Source organism: Flammeovirga sp. EKP202, from assembly GCF_014534745.1.
Lineage (GTDB): Bacteria > Bacteroidota > Bacteroidia > Cytophagales > Flammeovirgaceae > Flammeovirga.
Genome location: NZ_JACVVP010000002.1, coordinates 222,692 through 240,399, shown reverse-complemented (window position 1 = coordinate 240,399; position 17,708 = coordinate 222,692). Strand labels below are relative to the sequence as shown.

Genomic DNA, 17,708 nt, shown 5'->3' with positions numbered 1-17,708 from the left:
ATCATTTAGGCGAGAGGAATGAAATTTAGCTTTTGACTTCAAAGCCTTGAATTTTTTGCTTCGTTTTTGTTTCAAGACAAAAATGAAGAAGAAGGAAGTTTGAAAGTGGATCCTATAAATTCTTGCAGAAAGGTCGAGAATAAGTTAACAGAAACATTAGTTTACAATTTGCTAATTGCCTAATAAAAAAGTAGCCCTTTCTAAAATATAGAAAGGGCTAATTGTTTCAAAAGTAAAATAGTCTTTGGATTATAATATACTAGCAAGGTGGATTTAAAAATTCACATCGACTAGATGTTATAATTTCTTTTATGCGATTACTCCTTCTAATTCGATATAGAAATCGATCACATCTTCTAAGTTTAATAATTTTTCATGATACTTTTCATCTTCAGTAAGATCAGTTGAGGAAGACTCGAAAAAAGTTTCTTCTGATTCGTCATTATAGTAAAGTGTAATTTGAAAGCTCATTTCTTTCGATTCCGCTTTCTCAAATCCACCCTCCCATAGGTACTGTTGTTGGTTTACTAAACTCATAATTTCAATTTAATTGGGCTTTGACACTATTAATATACTACTCTTCTTTTTGTGAAAAGTACTTTTGGGGAGAGTTCATCGAAAGGTAAAGTAGGCTTAATGATGAAAGAGAAAGTTATGAACAGATAGTTAAATAATACTTAATGAAAAAAGCTTCCTACACGGCATTTTAGCGTATAGAAAGCTTTTTATATTTTGATTTTTTGAGCTAGTTATAGACTAAAATTTCCAACCACCATAAAAACCAATTACAAATGATCTTGTAAGTCCATCTGGACGGGCAGTTCTTGCCATTACAGGAAAACCAAGGTCAGCTCCAAGAGTATAATCTCCAAATGCCTTTGAGATACCACCTGTCAGGTTCAATGTCAATCCACTAGAACCATCAATTTCTTTTCTAACGCCATCTGTATCTACGAAAGAGTCATTTCCCATATGTACAATTCCAAGTAATCCTGCTTTCCAATTAATTTTATCAGGATTCTCTTTTGAATACTCTGCTCTAATTGCTAAATCAGCTTGTCTTTCAAATTGGTTGGTACTCCAAGATTCGTTGTCGGGGTCAGATCCTGTTTCAAAAAATGCATTTTCATTTTGTGTTAGAGGCTGCTGATAACCGGCAGAGAATAAAAACTGTTTATATCTTACTGCCACACCACCAAGAATATCATAAGTACCTAAACTCGGTTGATAAGCCATTGGTAGCGGAGCTCCATTATAGAGAACATTGCCATCTTGAAATGGAATTTTAGTACCTCCGAAAATAGTGGTTGTCACTTCATCTCCTTTATAAACAGGAACAGAAAGTGACAAGGTTAAATCACCAAACCCATTTGCATTCCCCAATCCACCGGTGGTAATAATATATGGCAACTGGAATTGAAAATAGACAACATCCTTGATGTTATAGTCTCCTTCTAATTGTAACCCAATGACACTTACTTGTTTTTCACCTAGGCCATAAGAGGGACGAAAACGGAGTTCTCCATGTGTAGGTGTTTCATTAAAAAATTCGCTACTTTTCATTGGGCCAATACTACATAGTCCAGCATCGGCACAACCTTGTGCATTAGACCTAAGAGAGAAAAGAGCACAAAAAACAATAGCTAGAAGTGTTTTAGAAAAAATGTATTTCATAATAATGAGAGTTATGTAAAAAGTGATGTATCGTACAGCACTTTAGTTAGATTGATAATGTTTGTTTAACTGAAAGTTGTTGTAATTTACAATTTACTTTTATTAACTACCATTTTTTTGAAGTAAAATGTAGCCTCTTCATTATTATTTTCGCAAAAATGCAGATCTGTAAGGTTATTTTGAGATTCTATTGTGATGGATATCTCATTCGGTTTTTTGATTTGAGTATACAATTTATAAAGCCCACTTTTGTCTTCAAATACATTAGGTTTTACCTCAAAAAGTTCTTCAAAGAGGAAATCTTTTTGAATACATTCAAAAGCGATCAGTTTATTTTTTTCAAAAAAGAATTGCCATTCTTCCATAGAATGCGTCAAAGTGATGATGTTTCTTTCTTCTACGTCACACTTGTCCAATAGCCCTTCATCTTCAATTAGGTAAATAGTTTTATAAGAAGTGCTGACTTTTTGAGATTGTGCAAATAAGCTGTTTGATAATAATAACATCAGCAAGATAATGAGGTAGGGCATTTATAAAATTTAGTTATGTGGTACTCGATTGTTATGTTCTCTTTCTAAAAATAATAACTTAAAATTTCTTAAAAAATATAATTTGATATTTAATGTAGTTTTATCAAGAAATTTCTAATGCTGAATAATGTTATCCTAAAATCATGAAGTAAAATAGCTTTTTTAATACTATCAATACTGTTTTGTTGTTTCATCCCATCATGAAAAAGGGAAGCTCAATCTAAATTAAGCTTCCCTCTTCTATTTATATTATTGGATATTAGAAAATAGACTGTCTTTGTGCTTCGTGCTCATCGACAAGTAATATTTCTTTCTCACTTTCTTCGTCAATCACTACGTGTGGTCTCAAACCGATAATCAACATATCGTCAATTTGTTTTTGATTGCCATGTAGCATCCACTGTTCCATGAATTGATCCAATGATTTATTTTGAAGATCCATCTCTTTATCATGTATAGAGTAAAGAAGATCTTTAAATGGCTTTTGCATCAATTTACGTCCATTAGGTCCACCAAACTGATCTTGGTAACCATCAGAACAGATATACATTACTTTGATATCTTCTAAAGGTAATGAGTACGAATCAAACACCTTTTTCTTTGTGGCTTTACCACCAATACCAAACTTACCACCTTTCAAACGTTTAAGTTCTTCTGGCTCGTTGTTGTCAATGTAGTAAAGCGGTCTACCAGCACCAGCAAATGTCAATGTCTTACGTTTTGGAGAAACAACACAAATAGCGATATCCATACCGTCACGGCTATTTTCGTTTTCTGCTTGATTCAAGGCTTGACGAATCATATCGTTCATCAATTTCAAAATTCTACCTGGATCAAGAATACCTCTTTCGTATACAATTTGGTTGAGAAGGTCATTACCAATCAACGACATGAAGGCACCCGGAACACCGTGACCCGTACAATCGGCTGCGACAATGATATGGTTTTCATTTTTCTCTCCATACCAGTGAAAGTCACCCGATACAATATCTCTTGGTTTTAAGTACACAAAGCCATCCCAATGCTGTCCAATAGCTTTCATTTGTTCGGCCATTTCAGAAGGCTGACCAAATACGGCAGTTTGCATTCGTCTTGCATAGTTTACGGAGCTTTTTACTTTATCATTGTGTTGAGAAAGTAGAAGGGCTTGTTCTTTTACAAGTTCGTTTTGTCTAAGGATTTGCTCTCGGTGACTCTTCATCTCCTGGTGCTGCTCACGAATCGTACGAGAAGTCTCCTCCAGCTCGGTATTTTTATCTTTCAGCTTAGAAACGGCTTTATCAGCCTCTCTCTTCGCTCTTTCAAGTTCTTTAGTGTTATGATTAAGAATAGCCTCTGATCTTTTCAATCTGTTAAAGGCTTTTTCCAATTCATTGTTCTTATCTGTTAATTCAGAAGATTGTTGTTCTACCTCTTTTGTTCTAAGGTTTACTTGCTCTTCTAGTCTTTTTTGTTCTCTTCTACTTCTTAGGATGTTAAGTTGTACGAAGATGAGGACAATTGTAATTGTACCCACAACATAGATTACATAACTCCACCACTGCTTGTAGAAAGGAGTGAAAACAGAGAATCTAAAAGCTAAAGGTCTACTCCATGAGAAGTTACCTGTTTTTCTACCTCTAATTTCTAAAGTATAAGATGAGCCTGCTTCTAATTTATCAATAAGTAAACCTTCATGATCTTTTTCGAAGCTCGTCCATTCGTCCAATCCTGGATATCCCAAAATACGTTTTTGTAAGGCTACGTTTTCTGTTGGATATACCGGAATATGGAAATCTACTCTTAAGTAAGAATCGGAAGCTACATCAGGTCTTTCATTAATATCAATTTTATCACCACCAACATGAACCTGCTCAATAAATGGTTTTGGAGTCTCTTTCAATACCTGTAAGTTTGGTGCGAAACCAATACCTCTGGTTGTCGAGATAAATAATTTACCAAAATCATCAATATATAAACCTCTATGGTTTAGAGAACCGTCAGGAAGACCATCTTTATAAGTATATAGTAGGTATTCGTCATGTTCGAAATTATAACGGATAAGTCCTGAAGGTGTAGCAATCCATAACTGCTGTTCAGAAGGGTCAATAGCCAATGCATTATTTGAAATAGAGGTGAAATCACCTAGATTTAAACGTTTGATTTTGCCATCTTTCAAGATCATAGTACCGTAAGAAGTACCTAGGATAACATTACCATTAGAAAGCTTTCTAAGATCATTTGTTTGAAGGTTTCCACTTAATTTAAAGTTTAATTCTTCAGTCAAATTATCAAAAGCATCAACTACTCCATTGTATTGGAATACTAATCCTTCTTTAGAAGAACCACCAAGAAGAATCTCGTTTGTATTGGTAATCTCAATACTGATCGCTCTACTAGAAACACCTTCTTCTACACTGTAGATTTTTGTTTTTCCATTAGGTTGAATCTTAATAACACCAGCAATACCATCTTGACAAATCCATAAGTTGCCATTTTGATCTTGTTTCATTACAAAGATGGCTCCCCCTAAATGGGATAGGTCATACTTCTTTATTTCTCTATTTCCTTTCCATAAGATAATATGTCCTTCCGCATCAGAAGTCCAGACTCCTTTGCTAGTAGGTAATATTCTTAAGAAAGAGTTACCAGAAGGTTTAACTTTAATTTTTTGCTGTAACTTGAATTCATTGATTGAGTTTAAGCTACCAGTATAGAAGTTGTCACCATCTGTGAAATATAAATTTTTATCATCACCACTGATATGTTGAATGAATGAACTTGTAATGTTTTGAGCAAACTGATTAAAAGGAAGCTTTTGGAATAATGAAACACCATTGTCTCTAGCAAGCCAAAGGTCTAAGTCATTATAATACATTGAGTTACCGTTGTATACACCTAATTCCGGATCTCTATGTAATTTAAAGCCTTCATAAGTACTTTCTAAACGGTACATACCTTTTAACCAAGCAGATACCATATAAGTATCCGTCCCAATTTCTTGAATATAAGAAGCATCAAGTTTCTGTCCGATTTGTTGTCTTGATACTCGGTTTCCTTTAATTTCTACAAGTGAGATACCCTTACCGGCATCAGCTACTAAGAATGAAGAACCATTATACCAAATCGCATGTTGAATGTTGGTTAGAGACAGGTTTGCATTCATATTACGAAATTGGTTTGCCTCTTCATCATATTTTAAGACAGCACCCGTATGGTGAAAAGCGAACAATTCACCATCAATATTTTCTACAAGTTGAAAAGATCTATTTTGAGCTTCGTTGATTAAGTCAAAATCACTAAATGTCAATTCAAACTTACCTGAAGCATTTTGTTTAAATATTTGAGAATTGTCAGCAGCCCATAGTACATTATTTCTATCTTCATAAAGCATTTTACCATAAAACAGGTCACCTGTATCTGCTTCTGGCGTTTTGGTTTGCAACAATACTTTGAAAGAAACCTCATCTGGAGTACTGAAAATTTGAACAACTTCTTTATCAGTAATCGCATACAATGAACCGTCTTTTTTCTGTAAAAGCTGTTTGATATAATTACTGTGAAGTTGACTACTTCCGTAATTTTTAAATGATAAGCCATTATAGCGGACTAAGCCATTGTCAGTACCCATCCATAAATAGCCAATGGAATCTTTAGCAATACTTTTAATGTACTCTGACTTCAAACCATTATCCTTAGAGTAGTGTGTACTTAGGATATTTTGAGCTGAAGTAGTAGTACTAATGAGAAGTAAAATTGAGGTAACAAGTTTTATCAAAAAATGAATACGAAGATTCGAATTTGTTGCTCTAACCATAACAAAAAAATGCGATTATGATGTATAGTTCAAATGAACAGTCTTTGATATGTTAAAAAATAAAGACTAATGGTAGCTGTATATTACAGTTTTTTCCCAAAAAAATCAAATATTAGAATGTTTAGATTCTAAATATGTAATAGAATACTTATTGTTCAACAATTACAGGTGTTAATACCTTCAAAAAGTAGGGGATATTCTACTTTCAATATGTAAATAAAAATACTCGAAATATAAGAATAATTCTATTTCTAAGAGAAGTGATTATGTTCGTTACTTTCGCATATAATGTAAATTAACGCTGTCTTTAAAGTTTATCTTCACTTTTCTATGTCCACTGATTTTAGAAAGAATCGGTGCTAAATACTGTTTTGCGTTTTCTTTCGCTTTCTCTTCTAGTTGCATTTCCTGCCCTGTTTTCTTCAGCTTTTTCTCTGCTTCAATATACAGCTGATTCATCGCTTCAGGACTTGCAAATTCAGAAGAATAGACTTTAACTTCTTTAGGATTGACTCTTCCATCAATATTCAACACAGGAAGATCTACCACTACCGTGGAATCAATGATATGGATATCATCTTCTTTGATTTCGTTGAGATTGATGTAGGCAACAATTTCACCACCAATAACAGCTAAGATTTTAGATTTAAAATAATCTTTGGCTACTGGTATATCAGCAAAATACTCACTTTCTTCAGTGTATTCAGCCACATCTCTTACGTGTGCCTTGTATAATTCAAGGCGGCCAAGACCTTCTAATTCTTCTACAATCAATTGATGTTCATTAGTAGTATCAGCATAGCTTTCCGAAAAAAAATCCCACACAATATAAGTAGCCATAAGTATAGCTAAAACAGTCAGGATTGATGTGTGTAACTTCGAGGACATAATCTTTATTTTGGATCGTTAGATTAAACGTAAATGTAAGTGCAGAAAAATCAAAACGCTAACATTCAGTAAAATGACTTACAAATGTTTACATAATTAATGTTAGTCAATAATCTTTTTTAAAGATGGTGATTTTTCTTAACATATTTTATGCAGTGTAAAAGTGGTGTTTTATTGGGTTAGGTGTTGATGCTATCCATTAAATGATTGAAAATAAGAAGGAAGCAGTGTTGGGGAGAGTGTTTTTTGAAGTGTTATAAAAGCGATTTTAATTGAAGGGTGGTCGGTCACTTTTTGACCCTGCGATTTGTTGATAAGATTAATTATACTACTTTTGATGATTTAGAAATTGGAAAAATTGTTTTGTAAAAGAGTTCTGAGCGCAGATGAAAGTTTCCACATCCCAACCCTTTCAATTGGTTTTTTCTTTATTTGAACATCAATTTTTAGGCTATTTATTTGAATCCTTTGTAGTTCAGTTGAACCACGAAAATAAGTTAACCCTTCAACATCAGAATATTTCTGCAAGAAATGCTCATGAGTTTTCAAGCAGGTTAGATGAGAAGGACTATGAACTTATTGACCTGATGGATAATATTCAACCGGATGCTGTTGCACATCGTTTTGGTGGGAAAAAACGACAAAAAGCGAATGCGTTTTTCTTGTCTACTTTTGATGAGAAAAAGGGTGATGAATTGCTTCAAAAGAGAATTTTGGATTATGTTGAAGAGGAAAGAATAAAAATTCTTAACCGACTTTCAGGGAAAATGGTCTTTGAAATGGGGAAAGATGGAAATCCGACCTACAAAACTATTCGTGTTCAAAAAGAGAAAGCTTCTATTACCTTCCGATTCTGGAGAAATAAGGATAAAGAAAATACGAATTATAGACCTTTCATGTTTTTCAACGGAGAAAAGGTCGAATTTCAATATAAACAAGCTGTTCTTCTTTCGAACAAACCAGCGTGGCTCCTTTTAGAAGGAAAACTTTACACTTTTGAAGGTGAAGTAGATGGAAAGAAAATAAAACCTTTCTTGTTCAAAAACTTTATAGCTATTCCTAAAAAAATGGAACCAAGCTACTACGAAAAGTTTATTACTCACTTGATCGAAGACTATAAAGTAAAGGCTGATGGTTTTGAAATTGTGAGATTGGAAGAAGAGGCTAGTGCTTCTTTGTTATTAAAAGAAATTGTCACTGCAGACAATGGTTCAGAGGAGAGCGAGCCTGTTGTCAATGATGTAGAGTTGAGTTTGGTTTTCAAGTATGGAGACCGTGTAGTAGAGGGCAGTACAATAGGCAAGAAGAGTCATGTAAATTTAGAATATATAGATGATGAATTTACATTTTACAAAATGACTCGTAAGGTCAAATATGAAAAAGCTGTTAGAGATAATGTACATCAATTAGGACTTGAACTAGGCAAAAAAGGGAAAGTAATTTTACCCAAAAATGATGCATTCTCTTGGATCTCCAATAATGCTCAAGCGTTAGAAGAAAGTAATATTATAATTGATCAAGATGGAGCCATTGAAAAGAAATATTTCATTGGGAAATCCGTGATCAACCTTGAAGTAGAAGAAGATAGAGATTGGTTTGATATCAAAACGAAAGTGCTGTTTGGTGAGTTTGAAATTCCATTTACTGTGATCAGAAAATTAATCGTTTCTGGACGTCACGAATTTGAACTTCCAAACGGAGAGATTGCCGTAATTCCAAATGTTTGGTTCTCTCAATACCAAGAGCTTTTCTACTTCTTAAACAACGATAGCGAAACCCCTCGTCTTCATAAACATCACTTAGCATTAGTACAAGAACTGAAAGAAGGTTCGTTGGCCAAAGTGAGCTTAAATGAAAGGTTATCAAGGCTAAATGACTTTGATCAAATTGAAGATTATGAAGTTCCGAAAGGTTTTAAAGGTAAACTTAGACCTTATCAGAAAGCGGGTTATAATTGGATGAGATTCCTTTCAGAGTACAATTTTGGAGGTTGTTTAGCAGACGATATGGGATTGGGTAAAACGGTGCAGACACTTGCCGTTTTAGAGCATGAAAGAGGAGCTGAAAATGGTACTTCTTTACTCATTATGCCTACTTCTTTGGTCTACAACTGGGAGATGGAAGCCAAGAAGTTTACGCCTAAGATGAAAATCTTGAATTATACAGGTACGAATAGACAGAAGAATCCTGAAAAGTTCGGATTGTATGATTTGGTGATTACTTCTTACGGAACGGCACGTATTGACGCGGAAATTCTATCACAGTATTTCTTCAATTATATTATTCTTGATGAGGCACAAATCATTAAGAATCCATCATCTATTGTAACAAAGTCAGTCAATCAATTGAAGTCTAGAAAACGTCTATTGTTGACGGGAACGCCAATTGAAAATACAACAATGGATCTTTGGTCAGAGATGAATTTTGCCAATGAAGGGCTTTTAGGTGGCCAAAACTTCTTCAAAAAAGAGTTCTTACACCCTATCGAAAGAAAAAAAGACGAAGAAAAATATACAAAACTGTACCGTTTGATCAAGCCGTTTGTGATGCGTAGGCATAAATCACAAGTGGCGTCTGAATTGCCAGAGAAGATTGAGAAGGTGATGTATATTGACATGACAGCGGAGCAGAAGGCAAAATATGAGGAAACGAAGTCTTCTTACAGAAACGAGATTTTAGAACATATCGAAAGTACAGGAGTGAAAGGCTCTCAGTTTATGTTACTCAAAGGTTTAACAGAACTAAGACAGCTTGCCAACCACCCGGTATTATTAGAAGAGAAATACGAGCACTCTGCTGGCAAATTTGATGAAGTGATTCGTTCACTTGAAAATGCAACTGCTGAAGGTCATAAAATTTTAGTGTTTAGTCAGTTTGTGAAGCATCTAACACTATTTAGAAAAGAGTTGGATGAAAAAGGATTTGACTATGCTTACTTGGATGGAGGAACGAAAGACAGAAAGAAAGAAGTCAACAAATTCCAAAACTCAAAGAATGTTCAAATCTTCTTGATTTCACTAAAAGCAGGTGGTCTAGGATTGAACCTTACCGCTGCCGATTATGTTTTCATACTTGATCCTTGGTGGAACCCTGCAATTGAAGCACAAGCGGTGGATAGAGCACACCGAATTGGACAGGAGAATAAGGTAATGGTTTACAAATTCATCACTAGAGGTACGGTAGAAGAGAAGATTTTAGCCTTACAGCAAAGTAAAAAAGAGCTGGCTGATACTTTGATTACGACGGAAGAGAGCTTTATGAAAAAGTTGAGCAAAGATGATATCACAAACCTGCTTTCGTAATTTTTTTGAGATTGATATTTATTTTAAAATAAAAAATCATCTTTAATTTATTGAAAGCTAAATAATTAGCGCTAACTTATAAGTTTTTGAGAAAAAAATAATAAAAAACCATTGCGGAATTAAAAAATGTACTTACCTTTGCATCGCAAGTCGGGTCGATTTGCTCCTCCGAATCCCCCAGGTGCGGAAGCAAGCAAGGGTAAGGAGTTGAGCGATGCGTTCCCGGCTTGTTTTTTTATACCTAAGATTTTATAATGAAAAGGTCATTCTATCACATAAATAGAATGACCTTTTTCTTTTAAGAAGGAGAAGGGAAATTGTTTTTAAGAACTGTATCTTTATTCATACCTCTTTTCTCACTTTATCACCCAAAATCGTCTACAATGATATCTTCATTGGAAACCTGCAGGTCTTGCAATTCCTTTTGCATACCTAACACAAAAGACCTTCCTCCAACAATACAGAAACGGTACTGTTCTATGTTTTCGATTTTTCCTTTAATGTAATCCTTGTCCATCCTTTTTTCAGTGGCAGTTAAAACGGTATGATAACTGAAGTTTTCATTTTCCAAACCAATAAAGTGATCATGATAAGCACAAGCTTCCAAAGTCTTATTGGAGTACAGTAAAGTGATCGGTGTATTTTGATGTTGTTTCTGATGCTCTCGAATTAAAGGAAGGATAGGGGTAATACCTATGCCTGATACGATAAATACAATTCCTTTGTCTTTCTGAGTGAATTTCTGATTTGTAAAGTCACCAATGGGGCCATAGCATTTACATTTTGCACCTTCACTTAAAGCCATCAAAGATCTTTTATAGCTACTGTCGCTTAATCTTAATGCAAAACGCAGGTAAGGCTCATCAGGATGAGAAACGAAAGATAATGCCCTATGTGGAATTTCTACTGCATTGAATTTTGGATTGATCAGTTCTAATATACCATACTGCCCCGCTTGATAATTAAACCCTTTCGGCTTAGTGAAAGTAAATTCATACGTATTATCAGCAATACATTTCTTTCTAATCAGTTCTATGACGTTTTCATCTTCTAAAATACCATAATCCTCAACAGTAGTTTTAATGCTCTTATTGACTTCTTGGGCACTTAAAAAGCCACTAATGATGGCTCCTGTAAAGCCTCCACCTGGAAAAGTCCAAGCACCAGCAAAATGTAAGTTTTTGATCGGCGAAGCCAAAGGAGTTCTATTTTTTCCGGCTTGATCAGCAGTTTGAGCAAAACCATAAGGCGTTCCCTCCGGATTCATAGTGTATCGTTGTATGGTTTTGGAAGTACCTACCTCATAATATTCAATTTCCTCCTTAATGCCCGGGAAATGTTCTTCTAAGCGATTAAAAAAGATTGTTGCTACTTCTTCCTTCTTTAGAGCATATTCTTCCGTAGAGAGGCTCTCCCAGTCGGTCAGGTAATCGGCAGCACATATAGCACCAAATGATTTGCCCTTAGGAGCTAATTGCGAATCAATCTGACTATAATCCACAAATACAAAGTTTCTCTTTTCCCAAGACCCCTTACAATTGTTGTACACCTCTTTAATGCTAGTCATATTATCATCAGAAATGAACGTAGAGTAATGATCAGTACCCAAATCTTTGATTTCTTTTTTGAATCCAATGTAAATACTCAATAAAGAACATGCAGCTTTTAGGTTTTTGATTTTGCTGTTTAGTTTATTTCCTTCTTTGGGTGGAAGTAATTTTTGCACCAACGGTACAGCTGTATTCGCTATGATTTTTGAGGCAAAGACAGTGTGTGTTTTACCAGTATTGTATTTATCTGTAAATTCCACTCCAACGGCCTTACCATTTTCAACAATAATCTTATTGACCTTCTTTCCAACAAGCACTTGTCCACTACTCTGATCAACGATCGAGGCGAGGTAATCCGAAAGCTTTTGCGATCCTCCTTTGACAAAATGGCCACCACCTTGTATATAACTAGATTGAGCTGCTGAGAAATAAATCATAGACATAGTGTAGGGGTCATCATGATAGTAAAGCAGATTGGCTTGAAGTAATAGTTTGAGATCTTCGTCTTCAAAATAATGATCTAGCCACTCTCCAACCGTTTTGCGGGAAGCCTTTACAAGATTAGGGTGCGTAAGAGGCATAAAAGGTAAACCCAAATTTTGTTTCCATTTTTGATTCGGGAAACTAGGTAACTCTTCCAAAACGCCATTCATCAAAGCCATGAAACTTCTTATGCCTTTTTCTTCCGAAGGAAACTTCTCAATCAAGGCATTAATACTTTCGTCATGTCCGTGAGGGAAAACAAAATCCAGGTTTTTAGATTTTAAACGATATAGCTCCGGAACCTGAATTAAATCTACGTGTTGGTCGACTTCTAGAAATTTGAAAATATCCATCTTCAAATCTTTTTCAAAAAGGCCATCCATTTCATGTAACCCTACTTCCATGACAAAATCTTTTCTTTTGAAAGTAGTAGCACAACCACCCAATACGTAATGTTGCTCTAGCAATAATACCTTTTTACCTAATTTAGCTAATGTAGCACCAGCTGTCAGTCCTCCAAGACCACCACCGATTATAATTGTGTCAAATGTATTTTTGCTCATGATTAATTGAGTTTAATGGTTAATGAAATTGTTTTGTCTTGATTAAAATCAAAAGTGGCTTTCTTGAAAGAAGGTGCACCAAATCTTGAGTCTGGATTGTTAGAAAAACCATATTTTTCTTTCGGTATGCCTACCCAATTTGTATCTAATGATTGATTATTGTTTTCATCATGCCATACTGCAATGGCGTATTCACCTTTTGGAAGGTTGCTGAAAGTACAATTCACTTTTCCTTTTTGAGCAGAAATAATTTGACCTTGATAAACTTCTTCGTACTTGGGAAAGGTGTTCTCTTTATTATAAAGACCAATCATAAGTTTCCCTTTATCAGATGTAACCTCTGTAATGGTAACTTCAACAGTATTTTTATCTTCCATTATGTTGAGATAAAAGGAGAAAAAAAGTGTGGACAATAAGAGTAATGTCTTCATTTGTATTCTTATTTTTTTGTGGATAACAATACAAACATAGAGGTACTAAATCGAGTTTGCCAGTGAGAAGTTATAAGTGGGAAGATATGATGTAAAGTGACGTTTTTGAGTGATTAATGGGCGTTTTTGTGACGAATGGGAAGGCTTCTAGAGGTAGAAATCAATGAGTTCTTTTGAAAATGACCTTGATATAGGAATTGAAAATGGAAGGTTTTGAAGTTGAATCTCATAGTTACGAGCATTGCCGGAAACTTTTTCAAGGTGTTGGAAATTGGCAACATATGATCGGTGGCAATGATGAATATCTTTCTCTTTTTCTAAAATAGATTTTGCAGTTTTTAGCGGTAAACGGACCACATGTTTCAATAATTGATCCTCTTTCCATTGATAGAGCTCTAAATAGTTGCCTTCGGATTTTATACACAAAAGTTCATGGGCCAAAGAAGCGACAAATTGCTTTTCAGTACCTATTTTATAGACCTGATGATCTTCTTTGACTGATTGTTGTTTATGTATTGAAATATTTTTATTGATCGAGTCTGCTTTAGATTCTTTCTCTTCTCTTAGTTTTCTTTCTAGAAATAATACTAAAAATGCACATGGAAAAATGCCGATAGAAAGTGTGATGAAAATAAAATATGGAAAAGAATGATCAGTGGCAGCAGTAATCTCAACTTGACAAGAAAAGTAATGGGTATAAGCCCAGTTTAAAATACTGATGAATAGTAATTGGAAAAGAGCGAAGAAAATCGTTTTTCCGACGGTCCATTGATCTTTTTGAAAAGTTGTTTTAAATAATTTTGGAAGTAAAAATAAAGCAAAACAGATAACCCCAAAAGTGATCAAACCATACCCTAAAATAAAAATAGGTTTATTGAATTGTATCTGATGTAATTCAAAAGGCTGGAATACCAGAAGAAAAGTAAAGACAAATACTCCTGCTAAAGTAGCAAATAACCATCTCGATCGATGAGAATCTAGAAAAGGAAAGGGGGCATTTAGCAGTTGTAGTATCATTTACTTCCGTTTTGGTTGTTTTTCCGAAGTAAACTTAAAAAAAAAGTGATGAAATTTCATAATCGAAATGCATCACTTTCTATGTTCTATCTCTAAAATAGAGCTTATTTCATTTTATCTTTCTTACTAAAATCTAATGCTTTACTAAACATTACACCCCAGAATTTTACTCCTGAAGAAGTAACCCCTACTTCAACCCCTATTTGAGCTCTCCACTCAATAAGATTGTAATAAGCATCAAACCAATAACTTTGAGACCATGCTGAATAAGTACCTTCAGGGCGTTCAGATGTTCCTCTCATTGTTTCATGTTGATTAAGTGTCCAACCAATAGCCCAATCCCAACGTCCGCCAGGAGCCCAATAATATCCGTTCGTAAACGAGTAATTATTTAACTCAGAAGTAACGTCTTTGTTAAAGACCAAGTAAGGTAAGAACTCACCAAAAAGACGTCCATATCCGATGGACATACTTACATTTTCTTCAGCAAAATCCTGATAACCAACACGAAAGTTCAATAAGTTATTATCGTCAATATTCTGCCAAACAGAAATTTGTTGAACATTGCCCATACCATAGTAGTATTGAATACTTGTCTGTGCGTTAGCATCGTTTTGGGAAGTAAATAAGCCCAGCAACACAATGCCGGTGATTAGTAGTAGCTTTTTCACGTAAAGTAGTTTAAATATTGATAATGACGGTTACATAAACGAATGATTAGATTGTCTTTTGTTTATGTATGTACAAAGTAACGTGACTGATTAACAAAGAGCTATTGATTAAATTAAATGATTTTGAACATAAACAACTGTTATGTTACAAAATATAAAAGCTTCATTTTAAGGAGTGAAATTCTCTTAAAATGAAGCTTTTAGTGAATATGTACTTCCTTAAAGGAAGTTGTTATTGATGTTTATGGCTTATTCTTCCATATAAATGTCTAGTAATCCATCAGGAATATTAGTGTATAATTCCTTCTTTTCCAGATCTGCTTTGATGATGATTTCATCATTGATAGGAATCAAGACCTCTTTACCTTTGTATTTCATTTCTAAAATATCTTGAGCAGAGTTAGTGTACACTTTATGTACAGTACCCAAAGATCCTAAGTTATTATCTACTACAGTGAAGCCTTCAATGTCATGGTAGTAGAATTGTCCGTCTTCTAATTTAGGCAAAGCAGATAAAGGAAGGTAAAGCTGAGCGTCTTTTAATTCTGCCGCCGCTTCTATACTATCAATGTCCTCAAACTTTGCAATGTATCTATTATTATGAAGTGATAAGTATTCTAAGAAAAAAGGAACCAAACTTCCTCTTCTCTCTAAAAATACAACATCAAGACCTTCGTATTTAGAAGGATCATCCACGTCGAGGAAAAATAAAACCTCACCATTTAGACCATGAGTTTTGGTGATTTTACCAAACTCGAAACATTCATCTTTATGCATATCTTTAAACTTGTTCTCTTTTTATTTTTCAGTCATTAAAAGTGACATCAGCTGTAATTTCATTCCTGCCTTTTCACTATCTGTCAACTGATTGACCTGATCTACCTCCTGAATCATCTGATGAGCAATTGCCACAGCCTCATTCGCCGCTCTTTTCTTACCTAGCGAACGAATACTATTGAAGCGAGCACTTTCTAAATGAACACCAACTTCTTCTAGTTTTTTCTTGAGTGCAGTTGCGTAAGCATGATTCACGGTAGTAGAATGTAAGCGCAAAGAAACACGTTCTTCTCCAAAATCCTCGTATGGATACATTTCTATTAACGTTTGAGCGGTTTCTTTCGCAATAGAAAGCACTGAATCTTTGATATTGGACATACCATAATAGGCATTGGCAGCGTCAGCTACCTTCCATCTCAATTCAACACTCATTTCTAATTGTACACCATCTTTAGCAAAAGTATCCCAGGGACCTACCATTTGCACCTCGTCTTTCAAAGAGATTTTTTGAATACTTCTGAAAGGATGGTACCAATAAAAGCCAGATTTGTTGATCGTGCCTTTGTATTTCCCTAAAAGTGAAAGAAGAGCAGCGTTACCTTCACTTGTAATAAAGTAACCTCTCAATAACACCACGTCTACAAAAAGTAGAAGCATGGAGATGGCGCCCAAATCAGGAAGAGATAAAACATAACCAGCTGCACCAAACAAAACTGCTTGGACAATGATCATGATATATCCCGAAATGCCTTTGATATTTTTATCTGTCATATTATTTGTTATATTGGGTCATCGTTCTTGATAAACCTATGGAAGCAAAAGAAAGACACATATCGGCTGACTTTTCAATTAAACCATCCAAATCAATTTTCTCATCTTCTGTAAACTCACCCAACACAAAATCAACTTGTTTTCCTTTGGAATAATTATCACCAATACCGAAACGTAATCTTGGGTAAGCGGCTGTTTGCAACTGTGCTTCAATATCTTTCAAACCATTATGACCAGCAGCACCACCTTTCCCTCTCATTCGTAGGCTAGTGTAAGGAATAGCCAAATCATCTACAATCACCAAAATATTCTCTGTTTTGATTTTTAATTGATTGGCCCAATATTTTACAGCTTTACCACTTAAGTTCATGTAAGTAGTAGGTTTGATAATTGTAATACTTCTTCCTTTATGTTTAAAATCAGCAACATAGGCTAAGCGATCCATTTCAAAAGAAGTGTCATGCTTTTTTGCTAGATAATCAGCCACCATAAAACCAATATTGTGACGAGTTTTTGCATATTCAGGACCAATATTGCCCAAGCCTACGATTAAATATTTCATTGTTTGTATTAAGAAATTTCTTGATAACGAATTTAATACGCAAAGGTAGTATTTTCTATGAAGTACTAAACCAAAAATAAATCAGAATTCATCATCTATCGCTACTTATTCTTTGAAAGAAAACTAAAAAATGAGGAAGTAAATAGAAAAGATAATCTTGTTTACCTTTCTGCTAAATAGTACTCATTTTTAATACAACGCCAACACCAATGCCTTATGATTGAGTTCAATTTGAACTATTTTTAAAGAACCATTGTTATTCATGGCTGAAGAGTAGAGATAAGACTTCTTATTGGAAGAAGTGATGATTTTTTGAATATTATCGTTGAGTGGTAAGTTGTTATCAAGGTTATATTGATAGGCTTCCCAAACGCTTTTCTCAATTTCATCAGTAGGCGTAGAGCATTCTATCCAAGCTTTTTTGATATAGGGCTTTAAGCTATCAGCAAAAATATCTAAAGACAGGTCACCGCAAGCTTGATCAATAGAAATAGTCTTTATGATAGAACTTCCAATTGAAAAGCCTTTTTCAGCAATGTCATTTTCTTTAATCTGCTTTATCTTACGTTCTTTGATTTGCTTGTTTACACTGTTGGCATCAATCTTATCTGAAGTTCTCAATCCACAAGATATCAGGGATAGGAATAAGATTAAATACGCTACAATTGATTGATTTATAAATTTCATTTGTTC

The 17,708-nt window shown here is 34.5% G+C and carries 14 protein-coding genes and 1 other RNA gene; 2 read left to right on the top strand and 13 right to left on the bottom strand.

Features of this window, described 5'->3' with window-relative positions:
• Nucleotides 1-309: 309 nt before the first annotated feature.
• From IC221_RS02070 to IC221_RS02050, 5 genes are all read right to left on the bottom strand, one after another.
• A complete protein-coding gene (locus IC221_RS02070; RefSeq protein WP_188167378.1) occupies nt 310-537 on the bottom strand; it encodes a hypothetical protein in 228 nt (75 codons plus the stop codon).
• Between the two features lie 219 nt (nt 538-756).
• The gene (locus IC221_RS02065) at nt 757-1,674 is read right to left on the bottom strand and encodes a hypothetical protein (RefSeq protein WP_188167377.1); all 918 of its coding nucleotides are present in this window, start codon (nt 1,672-1,674) and stop codon (nt 757-759) included.
• An 86-nt stretch (nt 1,675-1,760) separates the two neighbouring features.
• Nucleotides 1,761-2,204: a hypothetical protein gene (locus IC221_RS02060; protein WP_188167376.1), complete on the bottom strand. Its 444-nt coding sequence runs from the start codon at nt 2,202-2,204 to the stop codon at nt 1,761-1,763.
• Nucleotides 2,205-2,463: 259 nt separating this feature from the next.
• The gene (locus IC221_RS02055) at nt 2,464-6,000 is read right to left on the bottom strand and encodes a SpoIIE family protein phosphatase (protein ID WP_188167375.1); all 3,537 of its coding nucleotides are present in this window, start codon (nt 5,998-6,000) and stop codon (nt 2,464-2,466) included.
• Between the two features lie 273 nt (nt 6,001-6,273).
• Complete coding sequence (locus IC221_RS02050; RefSeq protein ID WP_188167374.1) at nt 6,274-6,840, bottom strand: DUF4230 domain-containing protein; 567 nt, start codon at nt 6,838-6,840, stop codon at nt 6,274-6,276.
• Between the two features lie 434 nt (nt 6,841-7,274).
• On the opposite strand from IC221_RS02050, the gene IC221_RS02045 reads away from it, so the two are divergent.
• Together IC221_RS02045 and ffs are read left to right on the top strand one after the other, a co-directional pair.
• Nucleotides 7,275-10,190, top strand: coding sequence for a DEAD/DEAH box helicase (locus tag IC221_RS02045; protein ID WP_188167373.1), 2,916 nt, complete (start codon nt 7,275-7,277; stop codon nt 10,188-10,190).
• Nucleotides 10,191-10,334: 144 nt separating this feature from the next.
• Nucleotides 10,335-10,425, top strand: an RNA gene (gene ffs, locus IC221_RS02040) — signal recognition particle sRNA small type.
• A 129-nt stretch (nt 10,426-10,554) separates the two neighbouring features.
• On the opposite strand, the gene IC221_RS02035 is transcribed toward ffs, so the two are convergent.
• The 8 genes from IC221_RS02035 to IC221_RS02000 all read right to left on the bottom strand — a co-directional run bounded on the left by IC221_RS02035 (nt 10,555) and on the right by IC221_RS02000 (nt 17,702).
• A complete protein-coding gene (locus IC221_RS02035; protein ID WP_188167372.1) occupies nt 10,555-12,786 on the bottom strand; it encodes an FAD-dependent oxidoreductase in 2,232 nt (743 codons plus the stop codon).
• 2 nt (nt 12,787-12,788) lie between these two features.
• Nucleotides 12,789-13,217: a DUF2141 domain-containing protein gene (locus tag IC221_RS02030; RefSeq protein ID WP_188167371.1), complete on the bottom strand. Its 429-nt coding sequence runs from the start codon at nt 13,215-13,217 to the stop codon at nt 12,789-12,791.
• A gap of 147 nt (nt 13,218-13,364) precedes the next feature.
• Nucleotides 13,365-14,234, bottom strand: a complete 870-nt coding sequence (locus IC221_RS02025) for a LytTR family DNA-binding domain-containing protein (RefSeq protein ID WP_188167370.1) — start codon at nt 14,232-14,234, stop codon at nt 13,365-13,367.
• 104 nt (nt 14,235-14,338) lie between these two features.
• The gene (locus IC221_RS02020) at nt 14,339-14,905 is read right to left on the bottom strand and encodes a hypothetical protein (protein WP_188167369.1); all 567 of its coding nucleotides are present in this window, start codon (nt 14,903-14,905) and stop codon (nt 14,339-14,341) included.
• Between the two features lie 249 nt (nt 14,906-15,154).
• Nucleotides 15,155-15,682, bottom strand: coding sequence for a ribosome maturation factor RimM (gene rimM / locus IC221_RS02015; protein WP_188167368.1), 528 nt, complete (start codon nt 15,680-15,682; stop codon nt 15,155-15,157).
• Nucleotides 15,683-15,703: 21 nt separating this feature from the next.
• Entirely contained in the window at nt 15,704-16,453 is a 750-nt protein-coding gene (locus IC221_RS02010; RefSeq protein WP_188167367.1) for an SPFH domain-containing protein, read from the bottom strand.
• A gap of 1 nt (nt 16,454) precedes the next feature.
• On the bottom strand, nt 16,455-17,015 hold the full coding sequence (pth, locus tag IC221_RS02005) for an aminoacyl-tRNA hydrolase (protein ID WP_188167366.1): 561 nt from the start codon (nt 17,013-17,015) through the stop codon (nt 16,455-16,457).
• A gap of 189 nt (nt 17,016-17,204) precedes the next feature.
• The gene (locus tag IC221_RS02000; protein WP_156152437.1) at nt 17,205-17,702 is read right to left on the bottom strand and encodes a hypothetical protein; all 498 of its coding nucleotides are present in this window, start codon (nt 17,700-17,702) and stop codon (nt 17,205-17,207) included.
• Between the last annotated feature and the right edge of the window lie 6 nt (nt 17,703-17,708).